Origin of the sequence: Phycicoccus jejuensis (genome assembly GCF_044797865.1) — a bacterium.
GTDB lineage: Bacteria > Actinomycetota > Actinomycetes > Actinomycetales > Dermatophilaceae > Phycicoccus > Phycicoccus jejuensis.
This window is the reverse complement of sequence record NZ_CP085209.1, coordinates 25,202-40,731: the sequence shown is the minus strand read 5'-3', so window position 1 is coordinate 40,731 and position 15,530 is coordinate 25,202. Positions and strand designations below refer to the sequence as shown.

The 15,530-nt window shown below is 75.4% G+C and carries 15 protein-coding genes; 9 read left to right on the top strand and 6 right to left on the bottom strand.

The annotated features are described in order from the left end of the window. Positions 1 to 74: 74 nt before the first annotated feature. Complete coding sequence (locus tag LG324_RS00185; RefSeq protein WP_404350739.1) at positions 75 to 872, top strand: crotonase/enoyl-CoA hydratase family protein; 798 nt, start codon at positions 75 to 77, stop codon at positions 870 to 872. Beyond that, entirely contained in the window at positions 869 to 3,019 is a 2,151-nt protein-coding gene (locus tag LG324_RS00180; protein WP_404350737.1) for a molybdopterin-dependent oxidoreductase, read from the top strand. The genes LG324_RS00185 and LG324_RS00180 overlap by 4 nt, the downstream gene beginning before the upstream one ends. A 200-nt stretch (positions 3,020 to 3,219) precedes the next feature. Here LG324_RS00180 and LG324_RS00175 read toward each other — a convergent pair whose 3' ends face one another. Next, positions 3,220 to 3,825: a TetR/AcrR family transcriptional regulator gene (locus LG324_RS00175; protein ID WP_404350735.1), complete on the bottom strand. Its 606-nt coding sequence runs from the start codon at positions 3,823 to 3,825 to the stop codon at positions 3,220 to 3,222. Between the two features lie 40 nt (positions 3,826 to 3,865). On the opposite strand from LG324_RS00175, the gene LG324_RS00170 reads away from it, so the two are divergent. The 5 genes from LG324_RS00170 to LG324_RS00150 are packed head-to-tail and all read left to right on the top strand — an operon-like array spanning position 3,866 to position 8,785. Beyond that, positions 3,866 to 5,140: an acyl-CoA dehydrogenase family protein gene (locus LG324_RS00170; protein ID WP_404350733.1), complete on the top strand. Its 1,275-nt coding sequence runs from the start codon at positions 3,866 to 3,868 to the stop codon at positions 5,138 to 5,140. Continuing rightward, positions 5,137 to 5,946 carry an SDR family NAD(P)-dependent oxidoreductase gene (locus LG324_RS00165; RefSeq protein ID WP_404350731.1) on the top strand — a complete coding sequence of 270 codons (810 nt, stop codon included), beginning with the start codon at positions 5,137 to 5,139 and terminating at the stop codon, positions 5,944 to 5,946. The genes LG324_RS00170 and LG324_RS00165 overlap by 4 nt, the downstream gene beginning before the upstream one ends. Further along, positions 5,943 to 7,019 (top strand): phosphotransferase family protein, encoded by a 1,077-nt coding sequence (locus tag LG324_RS00160; RefSeq protein ID WP_404350729.1) that lies wholly within the window; start codon positions 5,943 to 5,945, stop codon positions 7,017 to 7,019. Before LG324_RS00165 ends, LG324_RS00160 begins: the two co-directional genes overlap by 4 nt. Positions 7,020 to 7,073: 54 nt before the next feature. Then, the gene (locus LG324_RS00155) at positions 7,074 to 7,823 is read left to right on the top strand and encodes an SDR family oxidoreductase (RefSeq protein WP_404350727.1); all 750 of its coding nucleotides are present in this window, start codon (positions 7,074 to 7,076) and stop codon (positions 7,821 to 7,823) included. Beyond that, positions 7,820 to 8,785 carry a 2-hydroxyacid dehydrogenase gene (locus LG324_RS00150; protein ID WP_404350725.1) on the top strand — a complete coding sequence of 322 codons (966 nt, stop codon included), beginning with the start codon at positions 7,820 to 7,822 and terminating at the stop codon, positions 8,783 to 8,785. The genes LG324_RS00155 and LG324_RS00150 overlap by 4 nt, the downstream gene beginning before the upstream one ends. Positions 8,786 to 8,952: 167 nt before the next feature. Here the strand turns inward: LG324_RS00150 and LG324_RS00145 are convergent, their stop codons facing one another. The 3 genes from LG324_RS00145 to LG324_RS00135 form a co-directional block, all read right to left on the bottom strand. After that, entirely contained in the window at positions 8,953 to 9,132 is a 180-nt protein-coding gene (locus LG324_RS00145) for a hypothetical protein (protein WP_404350723.1), read from the bottom strand. 151 nt (positions 9,133 to 9,283) lie between these two features. Then, the gene (locus LG324_RS00140; RefSeq protein ID WP_404350721.1) at positions 9,284 to 9,775 is read right to left on the bottom strand and encodes a GNAT family N-acetyltransferase; all 492 of its coding nucleotides are present in this window, start codon (positions 9,773 to 9,775) and stop codon (positions 9,284 to 9,286) included. Positions 9,776 to 9,791: 16 nt separating this feature from the next. Next, positions 9,792 to 10,223, bottom strand: coding sequence for a pyridoxamine 5'-phosphate oxidase family protein (locus LG324_RS00135; RefSeq protein WP_404350719.1), 432 nt, complete (start codon positions 10,221 to 10,223; stop codon positions 9,792 to 9,794). A 103-nt stretch (positions 10,224 to 10,326) separates the two neighbouring features. On the opposite strand from LG324_RS00135, the gene LG324_RS00130 reads away from it, so the two are divergent. Further along, positions 10,327 to 11,493 (top strand): flavin-containing monooxygenase, encoded by a 1,167-nt coding sequence (locus LG324_RS00130; protein ID WP_404350717.1) that lies wholly within the window; start codon positions 10,327 to 10,329, stop codon positions 11,491 to 11,493. A gap of 4 nt (positions 11,494 to 11,497) precedes the next feature. Here the strand turns inward: LG324_RS00130 and LG324_RS00125 are convergent, their stop codons facing one another. Then, a complete protein-coding gene (locus tag LG324_RS00125) occupies positions 11,498 to 12,760 on the bottom strand; it encodes a saccharopine dehydrogenase family protein (protein ID WP_404350715.1) in 1,263 nt (420 codons plus the stop codon). Positions 12,761 to 12,810: 50 nt separating this feature from the next. Between LG324_RS00125 and LG324_RS00120 the strand changes: the two genes are divergently transcribed. Next, positions 12,811 to 14,025, top strand: coding sequence for a glucose-1-phosphate adenylyltransferase family protein (locus LG324_RS00120; protein ID WP_404350713.1), 1,215 nt, complete (start codon positions 12,811 to 12,813; stop codon positions 14,023 to 14,025). An 84-nt stretch (positions 14,026 to 14,109) separates the two neighbouring features. On the opposite strand, the gene xylB is transcribed toward LG324_RS00120, so the two are convergent. Continuing rightward, the gene (gene xylB / locus LG324_RS00115; RefSeq protein ID WP_404350711.1) at positions 14,110 to 15,528 is read right to left on the bottom strand and encodes a xylulokinase; all 1,419 of its coding nucleotides are present in this window, start codon (positions 15,526 to 15,528) and stop codon (positions 14,110 to 14,112) included. Positions 15,529 to 15,530: the final 2 nt, after the last annotated feature.

Sequence of the window (15,530 nt, the reverse complement as noted above, 5' to 3'; positions counted from 1 at the left end):
GGCGACAACGCCGGTCCGCGGGCGGGGTGTTCCGGGCCGGGACGCCGGCGGTCGCCCGCCCGTACGCTGACCGCATGTCCGCGCCCGTGTCCTGCACCGTCGACGGCGGCATCGCGCAGGTCCGCCTCGACCGCCCCGACAAGCTCAACGCCCTGACCCTCGACACGCTCGAGGCGCTCGTCGAGACCGCCCGGTCGCTGCGGCGCGACCGCACGCTGCGCGGTGTCGTGCTCGGCGGCGCCGGTGACTCCTTCTGCGCGGGGCTCGACTTCGCGACGGTGCTGCGCGAGCCCCCGCGGGTCGCGCGGGCGTTCGTGCCCCGGCCGTGGCGCGGCACCAACCTCTTCCAGGAGGCGTGCTGGGCCTGGCGGCGGCTGCCCGTGCCGGTGGTCGCGGCCGTCCACGGCCACTGCTACGGCGGGGGTCTGCAGATCGCGCTCGCCGCCGACCTGCGGATGACGACGCCGGACGCGCAGTGGTCGGTGCTCGAGGCGCGGTGGGGGCTCGTCCCGGACATGAGCGGGGTGCAGGCGCTGTCTCAGCAGGTGCGCCTCGACGTCGCCAAGCGGCTGACGATGACGGGCGAGGTGCTCAGCGGCACGCGCGCGGTCGAGCTCGGCCTCGCGAGCGAGGTGCACGACGAGCCGTTCGTCGCCGCGACCCGCTTCCTCGAGGAGGTCGCGACGCGCTCGCCCGACGCGGTCGCCGCGACCAAGCGCATCTTCGAGCGGACGTGGAGCGCCGGCCCGCGCCGGACCTTCGCGCGCGAGCGGCTGGAGCAGGCGCGGCTGCTGGGGCGCGGCAACACGAAGGTCGCCCGGGAGGCCGCGTTCCGGCGCGAGGCGCCCTCGTTCGGGCCGCGCGCGCGATGACGGCCACGACGCAGCGGGCGTCCTGCACGCTCTGCGAGGCGATGTGCGGCCTCGTCGTCACGAAGGGCTCCTCCGGCGCGGTCACCGGCATCCGCGGCGACGACGCCGACCCGCTGTCGCGGGGGCACCTGTGCCCCAAGGCGTTCGCGCTGCCGCAGCTGCAGGACGACCCGGACCGACTGCGGCGCCCCCTCGTCCGCGGGGCCGACGGCGAGCTGCGCGAGGCGACGTGGGACGAGGCGTTCCGGCGTGCGGCCGAGCTGCTGGCCGGCGTCCAGCGCGAGCACGGTGACGACGCGCTCGCCGTGTACCTCGGCAACCCGAACGTCCACAGCCTGGGCGCGCTGACCCACCACCCGACGCTCGTGCACCTGCTGCGCACCCGGACCCGCTTCTCCGCGACCTCGGTCGACCAGCTGCCGCACCACGTCGTCGCGCACGCGCTCTACGGCCACCAGTTCCTCCTGCCGGTGCCCGACATCGACCGCACCGACCTCCTCGTGCTCGTCGGCCACAACCCGATGGCGTCCAACGGCTCGCTGTGGACGGTGCCGGACTTCCCCGGGCGCCGGCGCGAGCTCGCGTCGCGCGGAGGGCGCCTCGTCGTCCTCGACCCGCGGCGCACCGAGACCGCCCGCGTCGCGGATGCGCACCACTTCGTCCGGCCCGGCTCGGACGCCGCGGTGCTGCTGGCCCTCGTCCGGGAGGTGCTGGCCTCCGGCCGGGCGCGGCCCGCGCCGTGGGTCGACGGCGTCGACGCCGTCCGCACGGCCGTCGAGCCGTTCACGCCGGAGCTCGCCGAGCGGGTGAGTGGGATGTCGGCCGAGGCCGTGCGCGCTCTGGCCCGCGACCTCCTCGACGCGCCCTCGGCCGCGGTCCACGGCCGGATGGGCGCCTCGACGCAGGCGCACGGGGTGGTCTGCCAGTGGGCGGTCCAGCTGCTCAACGTCCTCACGGGCAACCTCGACCGGCCGGGCGGCACGATGCTGACGACCCCGGCCGTCGACCTCGTCGGGCGCGGGCTGCTCTCGCCGGGAGGGTTCTCGCGCAGGCGTACCCGCGTCCGCGGGCTGCCGGGGTTCGGGGGCGAGCTCCCGGTGTCGGCCCTCGCCGAGGAGATCGCGACGCCCGGCGAGGGACGGGTCCGGGCGCTGCTGACCATCGCCGGCAACCCCGTGTCGTCGACCCCCGGCGGGCACCGGCTCGACGCCGCGCTCGGCACGCTCGACGCCCTCGTCTGCGTCGACTTCTACCTCAACGAGACGACCCGCCACGCCGACGTCGTCCTGCCGCCGACCGGCCCGCTGGAGCGCGACCACTACGACCTCGTCTTCCACCTGCTCGCCGTCCGCGACACCGCGCGCTTCACGACGGCCGTCCTGCCCAAGGACCCCGGCGGGCGCCACGACTGGGAGATCGCGCGCGACCTCGGCCTCGCGTACCTCCGCGCCCGGGGCGCCGGTCCGCGGCAGCGGCTGTCGCGGGCCGCGCTCGCGCTCGAGGCGCGGCTGCGGACCTCACCGACCCGCCAGCTCGACGTCCTGCTGCGCACCGGTGGCGCGGGCCTGTCGGTGCGCCGGCTGCGCGCGGCCGGGCCCGGTGGGCTCGACCTCGGCCCGCTGCGGCCGCGGCTGCCCGGCCGGCTGCGGACCCGGGACAAGCGGGTCGACCTCGCGACGCCGCTCGTGCTCGACGCGCTGCCCGGGGTGCTCGCGGCGCTCGAGGGTGGCGGTGACGGTGGGCTCGTTCTCGTCGGCCGGCGCCACCAGCGCGACAACAACTCGTGGCTGCACAACGCGCCGGTCCTCACGAAGGGGCGTACGCGGCACGCGCTGCTCGTCCATCCCGACGACCTCGCGGCGCACGGGCTCTCCGACGGCGAGCGGGTGCGGGTCACGTCGGCGGTCGGCGAGGTGGTCGTCGAGGCGGCGGCCAGCGCCGACGTCATGCCGGGGGTCGTCTCGCTGCCGCACGGCTACGGGCACGCGCGCGAGGGCGTGCGGATGCGCACCGCCACGACGCTGCCCGGGGTGTCGGTCAACGACCTCACCGACCCCGGCGTCGTCGACCCGCTGAGCGGCAACGCGGTCCTCAGCGGCGTCCCGGTCACCCTCGCCCCCGCCCAGGCGCCGGCTACACCGCAGTAAGTGACGCTGCAGCAGCACGTACGCCGGCTACACCGCAGTAAGTGACGCTGCAGCAGCACGTACTGCGGCGTAGCCCGCAGCGGGACGCGGGGCGCGGTCGCCGCTGACCGACCCGCAGCCGCCCGCCAACCCCGACCCATCACGAACGTGTGTGAAATCGCCGGTGATGCCCGGCGATCTCACACACGTTCGCGGAATCGTCAGGGGGTGGCGGGCGCGTCGGGGGTGAGGGTGACGAGGGCGCGCAGGGCGGCGACGCAGTGCTCGACGAGGGCGTCGCGCCCCTCTGCTCGCTCGGCCGGTGGCAGGGCGGACCACTGGAGGGCGCGGTCCTCGAGGTAGGCGACCCACCCCCGCGCGGCCGGCGCGGCGGCGGCCGGGAGGTCGAGCTCGCGCCGGGCGAGGTCGGCGACGAAGGTCGTGACGGTCTCCATCGGGTCGTCGGGGGCGGCACGCGACAGCTCGGTCCGGCCGCGGACGAGGGCGACGTACCACTCGCGGCGGCGCTCGACCTGGTCGAGGAAGCGCCCGACGACCTGGCGCACTGCCTCTTCGCCGTGCACGCCCTCGTCGGGGGCGACGTTGCGCCGCACCCGTCGACCGGCCGCGGCGACGACGGCCCGGTGGTAGTCGGACTTCGTCGGGAAGTAGTGGAAGAGCAGCCCCCGCGAGACGCCGGCGGCCGCCGCGACCTCGTCGACGGACAGGTCCCCGACCGGTCGCTCGACGAACATCCGCAGCCCGACCCCGACGAGCTGGCGGCGCCGCTCGTCGGGCGTCATCCGCACGCGCGCCGCCGTTCCCACGCTATTGAGCATTGCTCAACAGGGGTCTAGGGTCAAGGGCATGGACTTCGCACCGTCCGCCCGCGCCGCCGACCTCGCCACCCGGGTCCGCACCTTCGTCGACACCGAGGTCGCGCCGGTCGAGGAGCGCCTGCTCGCCGACGTCGCGGCTCGCCGGGCGCGCGGCGAGGACCCGTGGCCCCCGACCGCCGAGGTCGAGCAGCTCAAGGAGAAGGCCCGCGTGCAGGGCCTCTGGAACCTGTTCCTGCCGGCCGGCGAGGGCGACGCGTGGGCCGACCGCTTCGGCACCGACGGCGGGACGGGGCTGACCAACCTCGACTACGCGACCGTCGCCGAGCAGACCGGCCGCTCCACCCTCGCGCCGCTCGTCCTCAACTGCAACGCCCCCGACACCGGCAACATGGAGGTGCTCCTGCGCTACGGCACCCCCGAGCAGCAGGAGCAGTGGCTCGTCCCGCTCCTCGAGGGCCGCATCCGCAGCGTCTTCCTCATGACCGAGCCGGGGGTCGCCAGCTCCGACGCCACGACGATGGCCGCCACCGCCACGCTCGACGGCGACGAGGTCGTCGTCGACGGCAACAAATGGTGGACGACCGGCGCCGGCCATCCCGACAGCCGGCTCGGCATCTTCATGGGCCTGACCGACCCCTCGGCGCACCGCCACCGGCAGCACTCGATGGTCCTCGTGCCGATGGACGCCCCGGGTGTGCGCGTCGAGCGGATGCTCAGCGCCCTCGGTCACTTCGACGAGCCGCTGGGCCACGGCGAGGTGTCGCTCGACGGCGTGCGCGTCCCCGCCGGCCACGTCCTCCTCGGCCCCGGCCGCGCCTTCGAGATCGCCCAGGGACGCCTCGGCCCCGGGCGCGTCCACCACTGCATGCGGCTCGTCGGCCTCGCCGAGAAGGCGCTCGAGCTCGCCTGCAAGCGCTCGAGCACCCGGGTCGCCTTCGGCAAGCCGCTGGCGAACCTCGGCGGCAACCGCGAACGCCTCGCGCGGGCGCGCATCGCCATCAACCAGGCCCGGCTGCTCGTCCTGCACGCCGCGTGGAAGCTCGACACCGTCGGCATCGAGGGCGCGCTCTCGGAGGTCAGCGAGATCAAGGCCGCGGTGCCGCAGATGGCGTGCGACGTCATCGACCTCGCGATCCAGCTGCACGGCGGCGCCGGCATGAGCGAGGACTTCCCGCTCGCCGCGGCCTACGCCGGGGCGCGCAGCCTGCGCCTCGCCGACGGCCCGGACGAGGTCCACCTCGGCGTCGTCGCGCGACACCTGCTCAAGCCCTACGCCACCCGAGCCCAGGAGGCCACCCGATGACCCGCCGCGCCCTCGTGACCGGAGGGGCGTCCGGCCTCGGCCGCGCCCTCGTCGAGCTGCTCGTCGCCCGCGGCGACCGGGTCCTCGCCGTCGACCTCGCCGAGGAGCGTCCGTCGTCCGTGCCGGCCGGCGCTGAGTACCGGCGCCTCGACGTGCGCAGCCAGCAGGACTGGGACGCCGCGCTCGCGTGGGTCCGCGAGGAGTGGAGCGGTCTCGACCTGCTCGTCAACAACGCCGGCATCGCGACCGGCGGGCGCATCGACGTCGAGGCGATGGCCGACTGGGAGCGCGTCGTCTCCATCAACCTCCTCGGGGTCGCGCGCGGGTGCCACACCGTCACACCGCTGTTCAAGGAGCAGCGCGCCGGCCACATCGTCAACGTCGCCTCGCTCGCCGGGCTCGTCCACGGCCCGGGGATGTCGAGCTACAACGCGACGAAGGCCGGGGTCGTCGCCCTCTCGGAGACGCTGGGGTTCGAGCTCGGCCCGTGGGGCGTCGACGTCTCGGTCGTCTGCCCGGCGTTCTTCCGGACCAACCTCCACGAGTCGTTCGCCGGCAAGGACACCGCGATGCAGGAGGCCGGGATCCGGCTCATCACGAAGGCCTCGGTCGACGCCTCCGACATCGCTCGCCTCGTCCTGGACGGCATCGAGAAGAGGAAGCCGATCATCCTCACCGACCGGATGGGCAAGCAGGCGTACTACGGCAAGCGCTTCCTGCGGCCGCTCTACGACCGGATGATGGTCGGCCAGGCCAAGCGGCTCGCGCGCAAGGCGGGTGCCGACCCGCAGGAGTACCTGCCGTGACCGAGGTCGCCGGGGCCGCGCGCGTGCGCGACGAGGACGCCTTCGACGTCGGTGCCGCCGCTGCCTGGCTGCGCGAGAACGCTTCCGACGCAGCGGGTCTCGACGGTGACCCGGAGGTGCGGCAGTTCGCCGGCGGGGCCAGCAACCTCACCTACCTGATGCGGTGGCCCGGGCGCGACCTCGTGCTGCGCCGGCCGCCGTCGGGCACGAAGGCCAAGGGCGCGCACGACATGCGGCGCGAGCACGACCTCCAGGCCGGTCTCGCGGCGTCGTTCCCGCTCGTGCCGACGATGGTCGGGTACTGCGGCGACGAGTCGGTGATCGGCTCGGAGTTCTACGTGATGGAGCGCGTCGCCGGGACCATCCTGCGCAAGGACGTCCCCGACTCCCTCGGCCTCGACCGCGACGCCGTGAAGACGTTGTGCGAGAACGCGGTCGACGTCCTCGTGTGGCTGCACGACGTCGACGTCGACCCCGCCGGGCTGCGCGGCCTCGACCGCGGCGACGGGTACGTCGAGCGGCAGGTCGGCGGCTGGGCCGGCCGGATGCGGCGCGCGCACACCCCGGACGTCCCGGACCACGAGGCGACGATGGCGTGGCTGGAGGCACACCGCCCGGCCGACCGGCCGCACACGTTGATCCACAACGACTTCCGCTTCGACAACCTCGTCCTCGACCCCGACGACCCCACCCGTGTGGTCGGCGTCCTCGACTGGGAGCTCGCCACCGTCGGCGACCCCCTGATGGACCTCGGCTCCGTGCTCGCCTACTGGGTGCAGGCCGACGACGACCCGACCTTCGTCGCGCTGCGGCTCCAGCCGACGCACACCCCCGGGATGCTGACCCGCGACGAGGTCGTGACCCGCTACTGCGCCGCCCGCGGGGTCGAGGTCTCGCCGCGCGACCTGCTCTTCTACGAGGTCTTCGGGCTGTTCCGACTCGCCGTCATCGCGCAGCAGATCTACTACCGCTTCCACCACGGGCAGACGACCAACCCCGCGTACGGTGCCTTCCGGGACGTCGTCGCCCACCTCGACCACCGGTGCGCCCGGCTCCTCGCCGAGCGCGCCTGACCCGCAGCACCCGACCGACCCCGCCCACCACCGACGACGACGAAGGACGCGACCGTGCCGACGACGATCATCACCGGGGCCAGCTCCGGCCTCGGGGCCGAGATGGCCCGCCAGCTCGCCGCCCGCGGCTGGGACCTCGGGCTCTGCGCCCGCCGCACCGAGCGCCTCGAGGAGCTGCGCGACGAGATCGTCGAGCGCACCGGGCGCCGGGTCGTCGTCCGCGCCCTCGACGTCACCGACGACGACGCCGTCTTCGAGACGATGCGCGCCTTCCGCGACGACTTCGGCACGATCGACCGCGTCGTCGTCAACGCCGGCCTCGGCAAGGGCGCGCCGCTCGGCACCGGCCGCTACGACGCCAACCGGCAGACCGCGATGGTCAACTTCGTCGCCGCCCTCGCGCAGACCGAGGCCGCGATGGAGGTCTTCCGCGAGCAGAAGCGCGGCCACCTCGTGATGATCTCGTCGGTCTCGGCGATGCGCGGGATGCGCAAGACCGTGACGACGTACGCCGCGACCAAGGCGGGCGTCGCGGCGCTCGCCGAGGGCATCCGCAACGAGATGCTCGGCGAGCCCGACCTCGACATCCGGGTGTCGGTCATCTACCCCGGCTACATCCGCTCGGAGATGAACGAGAAGGTGTCGCACACCCCGTTCATGGTCGACACCGTGCCGGGCGTCACCGCGATGGTCGAGGCCATCGAGAAGGAGAAGGCGCACGCCCTCGTGCCGGCGTGGCCGTGGGTGCCGGTCGGCAAGGCGCTGCGCCACCTGCCGCTGCCCGTCGTCCGGAAGATCATGTGACCGTGGGCGTCGTCGTCCTCAGCCGCCTGCCCGGTGACGCCGTCGAGCGGTTGCGCGCCGAGCACGAGGTCCGCTACCGCGACGAGGACTCGCCGGTGCCGGTCGGCGACCTGCCCGTGCTCCTCTCCGGGGCGCAGGCCGTCGTCGTGACGCTCGGCCACCGGGTCGACGACGCCTTCCTCGACGCCGCCGGGCCGGGCCTGCAGGTCGTCGCCAACGTCGCGGTCGGCTACGACAACATCGACGTCGACGCGTGCCGGGCCCGCGGGGTCGCCGTGACCAACACCCCCGGCGTCCTCACCGACGCCACCGCCGACATCGCCTTCGCGCTGGTCCTCATGGCGACCCGGCGCCTGGGCGAGGCCGAGCGCGAGGTCCGCGGCGGTACGGGCGGCGGCGGATGGGGGATGTTCCACCTGCTCGGGACGTCGGTGCAGGGCAAGGCGATCGGCATCCTCGGGCCGGGTGCCATCGGCCTCGCGACCGCCCGTCGGGCCAGGGCCTTCGGGATGTCGGTCCTGCTGTCCGGCCGGTCGGCGCCCGATCGCGAGGCGGTGGCCGAGCTGGACGCCGAGGTCGTGGGGTTCGAGGAGCTGCTCGAGCGGGCCGACGTCCTGTCGGTCCACGTGCCGTTGTCACCCGCGACCCGTCACCTCGTCGACGCCGCGGCCCTGGCCCGGATGAAGCCCGGCTCCTACCTCGTCAACACCGCCCGCGGGCCGGTGGTGGACGAGGCTGCCCTCGCCGCGGCGCTGGGGTCCGGGCACCTGGCCGGCGCCGGGCTCGACGTCTTCGAGGACGAGCCGCGGGTGCATCCCGACCTGCTCGGGCGCGAGGACGTCGTGCTGCTGCCGCACATCGGTTCGGCGACCGTCGAGACCCGTACCGCGATGGCCGGCCTCGCCGCCGACAACGTCCTCGCCGTCCTCGCCGGCCGGGAGCCGCTGACCCCCGTCCGCTGACCAGCCGCCCGCCGCTCCCCGAGTCGAGTGCGGAAGCGGCGGCCAGGGCTACCGCGAGCGCCCTCGACTCCGGTCACGCCGCGTGCCTGTCGGAGTCGAGGGCGCGGGTGGCTGCTCGGGCGACCACGTCCGCACTCGACTGCGGATGAGTGGCTCTGCGGAGGCGCTCAGGGCCAGAGCACGCCGGCGTTGCGGTGCCAGAGCTCGCTCGAGGCGTCGCGGCCCTCCTGCGGGTCGGGGAGCTCGGAGGCCTGGGTCGTCGTCATCGACCCGGGGTCCACCCGGGGGACGCCGACGTGCACCCGGCGCGCGAGGTCCTCGTCGTCCGTGCTGCGTTCCGTACCCATCGTGTCCTCCGTGGTCGGCTCCCTCCATGCTGACAGGTCGACCGCGTCGCGAGAAGGCCCACGGCCCGTCGGGGTCGAGGGCGGAGGTGGTCGCCGGGGCTGCCACGAGCGCACTCGACTCCGGGTGGTGGAGGGGACGGGGGGCTCGGCGTCAGAGGGGGCGGTGCATCACGTGGAGGCCGACGCGGCCGTGGCGGCGCGAGTCGAACGCCTCGGGCACGGTGCCGACGACGACGAACCCGAGGTCCTGCCAGAGCGCCACGGCAGCGGTGTTGGTCTCGACGACCGCGTTGAACTGCATCGCGGCGTACCCCTGGTCGCGCGCCCACGCGAGCACCCACTCGCCGAGCGCCCGCCCGACCCCGCGCCCCCGGGCAGCCGGCGCCACCATGAACGACGCGGTGGCGACGTGCGCGCCCCGGCCGGGGCGGTTGGGGCCGGTCTTCGCCGAGCCGAGCAGCTCGCCGGTCGCGGCGTCGACGGCCACGACACAGACCGACGGCGCGCCCTCGTCCCACAGCGCGCGCACCTCGTCGTCCGTGAGGCCGGACGGGTAGGCGTAGCTCTCTCCGTCGTCGACGATGCCGTGGAAGACGGGCAGGAAGGACGCCCAGTCGGCGTCCTCGACGGGCCGGATGATCATCCGGTCAGGTTACGGCTCAGGCGTGCTCGGGCCGCATGTGCATCCAGGGCCGCGTGAGCGAGAACGACCGCCCGGTCAGCTCGTCGACGGTGATGGCGACGACGTTGAGCTTGACCGTGTCGACCCACGGACGCAGCGGCAGCTCCTCGGTCTCGTCGGCCTCGTGTCCCTCGAGGGTGCGCGCGCGGCCGCGGACGACGACGCTGCGCGCCTCGTGCTCGTCGACCTCGTCGACCTCGAAGGCGACGTCGGCGTTCATCGTCAGGCCGAGCAGCTTGCTGCCCTCGGCGGTCCGGACGACGATGCGGTCCTGCGCGTCCACGGCGTAGTTGATCGGCGTGATGTGGACCTCGTCGGCGAGGTGGAACGCGAGCCGGCCGAACTCGTGGGTGCGCAGCAGGGTCCAGGCGTCCTCGGTGCTGAGGCGGGAGACGGGCGACTCGGTCATGGGGGCCTCCTCGGCGACGGGTGGCGACCGGCTACTACGTACTGTAGTGGATGGCGTCCGCGATCCGCCGCCGGTGTGACGCATCCGGGGTTACGCTCCGGACGTGGAGAACCCCGGCACCGAGGACGTCGTCGTCGTGGGGGCGGGCCCGGGCGGGCTCGCCGTCGCCGCTGCGCTGCGGGCGCGGGGCGTCGACCCGCTCGTCGTCGACCGGGCCGCGCAGGTCGGCGACTCCTGGCGCAACCACTACGACCGCCTCCACCTGCACACGCCGCGCGGCTGGTCGCACCTGCCCGGCTACCAGATCCCGCGCCGGTTCGGCCGCTGGGTCGCGCGCGAGGACGTCGTCCGCTACCTCGAGGAGTACGCCGCCCACCACCGGCTGCGGCTGCGCCTCGGGACGGCGGTCACGCGCATCGACCGGTCGGAGGAGCCGCGGCCGGATGCCGCCCGCCCTGCGCGCTGGCACGTCGACCTCGCCGACGGCACCTCCCTGAGCGCCCGTGACGTGGTCGTGGCGACCGGGTACAACCACACCCCGGTCGAGCCCTCCTGGCCCGGGCTCGACGGCTATCCCGGCGAGGTCGTCCTGGCCCGCGACTACCGCAACGGCCGCCGCTGGGCCGGCCGCGAGGTGCTCGTCGTGGGCACCGGCAACACCGGCACCGAGATCGCCACCGACCTCGCCGAGCACGGGGCGCTGCGCGTCCTGCTGTCGGTACGGACGCCGCCGCACATCCTGTCCCGCACCCGGTTCGGCGTGCCGGCGCAGGCCACGGGCATCGCCGTCCGGCGCCTGCCGCCCAAGGTCGTCGACCGCGTGGCGGGCGTCCTCGCCGCCGTCCAGGAGCCCGACCTCACCAAGCACGGGCTGCCCCGCGCCGGCAAGGACCTCTACAGCCGGGTGCTCGAGGGGCGCATCCCCGTCCAGGACGTCGGCGTCGTGGGGGCCATCCGGGCCGGCCGCGTCGAGCCCGTGGCCGCGGTCGAGTCCTTCGACGGGTCCGAGGTCGTCCTCGCCGACGGCACGCGCGTCACGCCGGACGCGGTCGTCGTCGCCACCGGGTACCGCGCCGGGCTCGAGCCGCTCGTCGGCCACCTCGGGGTGCTCGGCGAGCGCGGGCTGCCCGCCACGCACGGGCACGTGCGCTCCGAGGTCGCGCCGGGGCTGTGGTTCACCGGCTTCACCAACCCGATCTCCGGGATGCTGCGCGAGCTGCGCATCGACGCCGAGCGCATCGCCCGCGCCGTCACGCGCGAGCGCGGCTGACGCGTCAGGGCAGGCGCTCGACCTCGAGCGTGAAGCGGTGCGCCCGCAGCCGCTCGACGAGCGGGGTGCCCAAGCCCGTCGCGGGGGTGAGGACCCCCGAGGCGTCGGGCAGCCCGGCGTCGTCCTCGGCGAGGGCGAGCGCGGACTGGCCGAGCATGACGGCCGTGCCGGAGTACCCCGGGTCGTAGGGCGCCGCGACGACGGAGCGGTAGCGCGCACCGTTCGTGGCCTCGGCGGTCACCTCCATCCGGAAGCGGCCGCCCGCCATCGCCTCCTCGCTCGGGCCCTCGCCGGGCGCGGGCAGCACGCGGTCGAGGACGGCGCGGGTCGGCGCGAAGGCCATCCCGCCGACGGCGCCGAGCAGGCCGGCCGAGACGACGGACGCCGTCACGGCGCCGCGCGGGCCGGCGCCGTAGTCGGAGTACTCGGTGTAGCGGAAGCCGTCGCCGTACCCGAGCAGCGAGGCCGAGCGGGCGACGACGCGGGTGTTGAACGCGGCCATGACGAACGGGCCGGTGAAGTGGCCGTTGTCGGGGTCGCGGCGCACCGGGGAGGCCTTGGTGGCGCGGTCGACGACGCCGGCGACGCCGCCACGGGCGGGCAGGCGCGGCCCGCGCGGGGGCCGGCCGCCCTCGGCGAGCGCCCACGGGTCGGCGGCGATGCGGCGCGTCGCGGGGTCGGCCCGCATCTCGAGGGCCTGGGTGCGGGCGGAGTCGATGGTCCCGCCGCTGAAGCCGCCCTTCATGCTGCGGACGGCCAGCCGGGTGCGACCGAGCTCGGCGCCGTCGGCGCGGGCGGCGTCGGCGCAGAGCATGACGCCGAGGTCGCTCGGGATCGAGTCGAACCCGCAGGCGTGGACGACGCGGGCGCCGGAGAGCATCGCGGCCTCGTGGTTGCGGGCCACGCTGCGGTGCACGAACAGCACCTCGCCGGTGAGGTCGCAGTAGTGGGTGCCGGCCTCGGCGCAGGCGGCGGCGAGCGGCATCCCGAACTTCGCGTACGGGCCGACGGTGGTCACGACGACGCGGGTGCGCGCGGCGAGGTCGGCGACCGCGGCCTCGTCGAGGGCGTCGAGGACGACGAGCGGCCAGTCGGCGGCGGCCCCCGGCAGGTCGCGCCGTACGGCCTCGAGGCGCTCGCGGGAGCGTCCGGCGAGGGCGATGCGCACCGAGGCCGGTGCGTGCTCCGCGAGGTGGCGGGCGGTGAGCCGGCCGACGAAGCCCGTCGCGCCGAAGAGGACGATGTCGAGCTCGCGCGCCGCAGTCATGGCGCCACCGTACGGGGGGGCGGGTCCCCACGGTGGGGCAGCATGGGGTGATGAGGGCGACGACGCGGGTGCTGGGTGTGGTGCAGGCCGGCGGCGCCGGGTCGCGGATGGACGTCCTGACGCGCGAGCGGGCCAAGCCCGCGCTGCCGTTCGGCGGCTCGCACCGGCTCGTCGACTTCGCGCTGTCCACGCTGGCCGGCAGCGGCATCACCGACGTCTGGCTGTCGGTGCAGTACCGCGCCGGGAGCCTGCACGGCCACGTCGCCGGCGGTCGGCCCTGGGACCTCGACCGCACCCGCGGCGGGCTGCGCTGGCTCGTGCCCGAGGAGGGCGGAGGGTCGCCGGGGCAGGAGGGCTTCGCCGCGGGCAACGCCGACGACCTGCACCAGTACGCCGACGCGATCGAGTCCTTCGGGGCCGACGCGGTGGTCGTCATGAGCGCCGACCAGGTGCTCTCGCTCGACCTGCGCCCCGTCGTGGAGCGCCACCTCGAGCGCGGCGCCGACTGCACGGTCCTCACGACCGAGGTGACACGGACCCGGGCGCGCGAGAAGACGCTCGTGTACACCGGGCGCGGAGGCCGCGTCCGCCGGGTCGAGGAGAAGCCGGACGACCCCGCGTCGACGACGATCGCCGCCGAGGTGTTCGTCTACCGGCCGGGGGCGCTCGTCGAGGCCGTCGGGACGCTGCGCCGCGAGGGCGTCGAGGACGGGCTGGGGGACTTCTCCGAGCGGCTGCTGCCTCTGCTCGTCGCGTCCGGCACGGTGCTCGCCGAGCCCCTGCCCGGGTACTGGGCCGACTGCGGCACCCCGGCCGCGTACCTCGCCGCCCATCGTGACCTGCTGGCCGGCCGGGTCGACGCGTTCGACGAGCCGGCGGTCCCGCTGCTCACCCGATGGCCCGAGCGGGCGCCCGCGAGAGTGGATGCCGGTGCGCTGGTGGAGGACTCGCTCCTCGCGCCGGGGTGCCGGGTGCGGGGCACGGTGCGGCGCAGCGTGCTGGGGCCGGGAGTCGTCGTCGAGGCCGGCGCGGTCGTCGAGGACGCCGTGCTGCTGGAGGACGTCGTCGTGCGCCGGGACGCCCGCGTCGCGACGGCGGTGCTCGACGAGCGGGTCGTCGTCGGCCGTGGTGCGCGGGTGGGTGCGCGGCCCCGCGGGACGCGGCTCGTGGACGACCACGTGACCCTGCTCGGACGCGAGGTCGTCGTCGCCGGTGGGGCCGCGCTGCCGCCGGGCTCGCGGCTCGAGCCCGGCGCGACGGCCTGACTCCCGCTCGCCGTCACCGCGTGCGGTCCGGGCGTGCAAGAGTCGACACATTCGTCGGTTTCTGCACGTGAGGGGCGGGGCGGGTCAGACGGCTCCGGGGTGGGTGGTGGACAGCGCGTCCGCGTAGCGCCCGCGCGCCTCGGCGCCGCGCTCGGGTGCGACGGGGTCGGCCGTGGCCTCGACGGGGACGTCCCAGGCCGGGGCCTCGGCCCCGCCGGTCAGCGCCCAGGCCGCCTGCCGCGCAGCACCGACCGCGACGTACTCGCCGGGGGCCGGGACGGCGACGGGGGCGCCGAACAGGTCGGGCGCGATGCGCTGCACCGCAGCCGACTTCGCGGCCCCGCCGATGAGCAGCACGCGCTCGACCGGGCAGCCGGCGTCGCGCACGGCGTCGACGGCGTCGGCGAGCCCGAGGAGCATCCCCTCGACGACGGCGCGGGCGAGGTTCTCGGGGGTGGCGTTCGTGCGGGTCAGGCCGTGGAGCGAGCCGGTCGCCTCGGGCAGGTTGGGCGTGCGCTCGCCGTCGAGGAACGGCAGGAGCGTCAGCCCGCCGGCGCCCGGCTCCGCCGCGAGGGCGAGGGCGTCGAGGCCGGCGAGGTCGACGCCGAGCATCGACGCGCCCGAGGTGAGGACGCGCGCCGCGTTGAGCGTGCAGACGAGGGGGAGGAAGGCGTCCTCGGCGTCGGCGAAGGACTGGACGAACCCGCGCGCGTCGGCCGTCGGGCGGTCGTGCCGGGCGAAGGCGGTGCCGCTCGTCCCCAGCGAGACGACGACGTCGCCGCGGCGCAGCCCCAGCCCGAGCGCGGCACCCATGTTGTCGCCGGTGCCCGGGGCCACGACCATCCCGTCACGGGTGCGCCCCACGACCTCGGCCGGGCCGGCGACGCGCGGCACCGCGAGGTCGCGGCCGGCGGCGAGCCGGAGCAGGTCGGGCCGGTACTCGCGGGTGGCGGCGGAGAAGTACCCGGTGCCCGAGGCGTCCCCTGCGTCGGTCGTCCACTCCTCGAACCCGCCTGCCGCCGAGAGGATCCGGCCGGTCAGCCAGTCGTGGGGGAGGACGACGCGCGCGGCCCGGGCCATCGCGTCCGGCTCGTGGTCGCGGACCCAGCGCAGCTTGGCGGCGGTGATCGCGGCGAGCGGGACGACCCCGACCGCCTCCGCCCACGCGGCGGCGCCGCCGAGCTCGTCGACGAGGTCGCGGGCGGTGCCGGCCGAGCGGGTGTCGTTCCAGAGCAACGCCGGCCGCACGACCTCGTCGGCGTCGTCGAGGAGGACCATCCCGTGCTGCTGGCCGCCCACCGCGAGTGCCGACACGCCGTCGAGGAGACCGCCGGACGTCGCCTCCTCCCACGCCTGCCACCAGCGGGCGGGGTCGACCTCGGTCGCGTCCGGGTGCGTCCCGCGCCCGATCCGGACGACCTCGCCGGTCTCCGCGTCGCACACGGCGACCTTGCAGGACTGGGTCGAGGTGTCGACCCCGGCGACGAGGGGGCGCTGGGTCATTC